We start from the raw sequence: 3,163 nt of genomic DNA, 5'->3' as shown, positions 1-3,163 counted from the left end.
TCTTTTCCATGGCCTCCTACAAACGTCGCAAACTCAATCAGCATCTGATTGACAGGTTTATTCGAAACTTAGACTTAGACGAGACTTTGATTAAATCACATCCCAACTTTCCAAGTCTTTGTGACTATGGGGTGCTAGTCTCCTAATTCTGTCCGGAGTATTGATACTCAGTACATCAAAATAAGTTGAGAAACTTGTGAAGGAAATAGCCACTACTCTGTAAGAGCTTCTAGCAATGTGATTCCGCCCCTCAAACTCCCCACATTTTCCTCAACTTTTACTTCTACGATGAAAATGTAGTTGAGCTGTAGGCTGCACAACTGTAGTCATTTACATCTGGCTATCTAAAACTGTTTTGCAGAGGTTTTACCATGACACTCAGACACTGGCAACCCTTCCGGCAAATTGAACAGTGGGAACCATTTAGTGAAATGGAAACACTGAGAAAAGAACTGGATAAGTTGTTCAACCAGTTTACTCCCAGACTTCAAGCTGATGGCAGCTTTACCTTTATGCCATCAGCTGAGATGGATGAAACCGATGCTGAAATCCATCTTAAATTTGAAGTTCCTGGCATGACAGCTAATGATCTTAGCATTGAGGTCACTGATTCAGCTGTTGTCATTCGTGGTGAGCGTAAGTCCGAGACTAAAACAGAAGAGGATAATATTACCCGATCTGAGTTTCAGTATGGCAAGTTTGAGCGGGTTGTCCCTCTACCCAGCCATATTGTCAAGGACGATGTTTCAGCCGAGTATAGTCACGGTATTCTGCGTTTAGTGCTCCCAAAATCAGAGGGTCAAACCACTAAAACCGTAAAAATCAAAGCTGTTGAGTAAGCAACTCAACTTTCCCATCGGCTGGCATCTACATATCCAGCCGATGCCATCTCAACATACCGTACTGTAAAGCAATACAAGCATTAGGAAGTATTTCATATGAAGCAGCAGCATCTCAACGCTTATCTAAAACTTATTCAAGAATTATTAGCTTGTCCCAACGGTGAAGAATGGATCTGTCTAAAGCAGCATGAAGATTTAGTCGATGCCGAATTAATCCAGGTCATGGAACAGGTTGCATCACAACTTTTGCATAAGGGCAATCGTCAGGCTGCTATTTTCTTGCACAATTGGGCTGCAAAGTTGCATCACATTTTAGTTAAAGAGAAACAGCCAACTCAGTCGAATGATGATCTATCTCAGGCATATTTGGCTTTAATTCAGTCTCTTTTAGAGGGCTCAGAAGATACCAGAAAAAAACTATTAGCCGAGCATAGTAACTTGATCGGACCAGGGTTGGTCCACGCAATGAAACAAGCCGCTCAGCAGCTTAGACAGCAAGATTCCGATGCCTCAGCAACTTACCTAGAAAACCTGGCAACCGAACTGAATCAAGCATGGATCGAAGCTCACGATTTCCAGCCTAAGTTGAAGAAGGAAGCTCTCAATACACCTTTCAAGACACATGACAGTACTGCTGCTTCTGAGGTTGAAGCACTGCCACCCAATTCTGAAGCCGAATCACCGACAAGTGGTTTAAACCAGGAGACCACCGCTAGTTCTTCTGCAACAACTGCATTGCCTCTAAACATGCAGCAGCTTACTAATGCTATTCACAAAATGTCACAGGCACTATACCAACTCAATCAAACGCTTAGTAATCAGCGCACCTCCCCAAATCCACTTTGGTATATGGATGTGCTAGAACGAGCAGCAACTGCACAATGGCTACTAACCACCGATGAAATCGAGCAGCTGATCGGAGTTAGACCCAAATGCCACGGCAAAGACAAAACCTACCAACGTGGCACATGGACTTTCATGAAGGTGGGAAAACTAGGCGCACAGACCGCATGGAAAGTCACAAAAACCAAGTTAAACAACCCAGTGCTGGATAGCGATGATGAGGTCAAGCGTTATTCAACCGACGATCATGATCGTGCAAATTCCATTAATTCTGTTGAGTCCCTTGCCAAACATCCACCCTTAAAACAGACTATTCTAAACAACGGAACATCTGATAATGAACAACTTAATGCATTAGAAATACCGGAAATGGAGGATATTTGGGCATAATAACAGAGTTGCCGATGGAGATATATGATGGCTGACTCAAAAAATTTTAGGAGCTTACCAACAGCCATAGAAACAGACAACAATGCTGTTTTTGAAGTCGTCGAAAAATCGATCTTAGGACTTTGGGAAGTCGTTAACAATTTAACCGCTCTGCGTCCGCCAAAACGAGCCAGATATCGCGTCACTATTTTTGGTTCAGCCCGAATGGCATCAGGCAGTGACCTATATGAAGTCGTCAAGCAGCTGGCAGGTGAATTATCCTTGATGGGCTGTGATATTGTCACAGGCGGTGGACCGGGTCTTATGCAGGCAGCCAATGAGGGGAGTGTAATGGCTGACCCAGATGACCAGGTAAAATCGATTGGAATTCGCGTTGATTTAAAGCAAGAACAGGTAACCAATCCATTTGTGGAAGAAGCCTACTGCCATCGTACTTTTTTCTCTCGACTACATCATTTCGTCTTAATGTCAGACGCTTTCATAGTCATGCCAGGTGGGATTGGCACAACACTGGAAGCTCTTATGATTTGGCAGCTACTCCAAGTTCGAAAGCTAGATCAAACGCCTTTTATTCTGGTGGGATCCATGTGGCAGGGACTCATGGATTGGGCAGAAGCCCATATGCTGAACGGCACAACACCGATGATTGATCCAGCAGATATTACTATCCCCCATTGTGTCAATAGGTATGAAGATGCGATCGCAATTCTAAAAACCTCGCACCACCACTGGCAACAGCTAAAATCTGAAGCCTAGACCGTCCCAGACAACCTCTACATACCAAGCAGTAGCAGGGTCACCAAAACAGCCATCAGAGCTGTAAACATAAAACCAGGCAAGTTGCCATCAGATTTAGTCAGGTCTTCTTCATGGTGACAATATACACATTCAAAAATGTCACTTTCACTATGTCGCCTAACCAATCCCTGCTTTTTACATTTGGGACATTCTAAAGCTAGCTCTCACGGTTCGCTAGAAAATATAGGAGAATAGCGAATAGCGTAATAATGCCCAAAATCGTATCCCAGCCAAGCAATGGCCCAGTTGATCAGTAACGAACGCGTCGATGATATCCCACTGCTATTAAG

At 43.8% G+C, this 3,163-nt stretch carries 3 protein-coding genes; all 3 read left to right on the top strand.

Annotation, left to right across the window (positions count from 1 at the left end):
* Nucleotides 1–371 precede the first annotated feature (371 nt).
* Nucleotides 372–839: an Hsp20/alpha crystallin family protein gene (locus tag IQ260_RS29135; RefSeq protein ID WP_193996561.1), complete on the top strand. Its 468-nt coding sequence runs from the start codon at nucleotides 372–374 to the stop codon at nucleotides 837–839.
* Between the two features lie 99 nt (nucleotides 840–938).
* On the top strand, nucleotides 939–2,075 hold the full coding sequence (locus tag IQ260_RS29130; protein ID WP_193996560.1) for a hypothetical protein: 1,137 nt from the start codon (nucleotides 939–941) through the stop codon (nucleotides 2,073–2,075).
* Between the two features lie 24 nt (nucleotides 2,076–2,099).
* Complete coding sequence (locus tag IQ260_RS29125) at nucleotides 2,100–2,831, top strand: LOG family protein (protein WP_228016539.1); 732 nt, start codon at nucleotides 2,100–2,102, stop codon at nucleotides 2,829–2,831.
* The last annotated feature ends 332 nt before the right edge of the window (nucleotides 2,832–3,163 follow it).

The organism is Leptolyngbya cf. ectocarpi LEGE 11479 (assembly GCF_015207065.1).
In the GTDB taxonomy this organism is placed as follows: Bacteria; Cyanobacteriota; Cyanobacteriia; order Phormidesmidales; family Phormidesmidaceae; genus Leptothoe; species Leptothoe ectocarpi.
The sequence above is the reverse complement of the archived record's forward strand: the minus strand, read 5'-3'. Positions and strand labels throughout refer to the sequence as shown.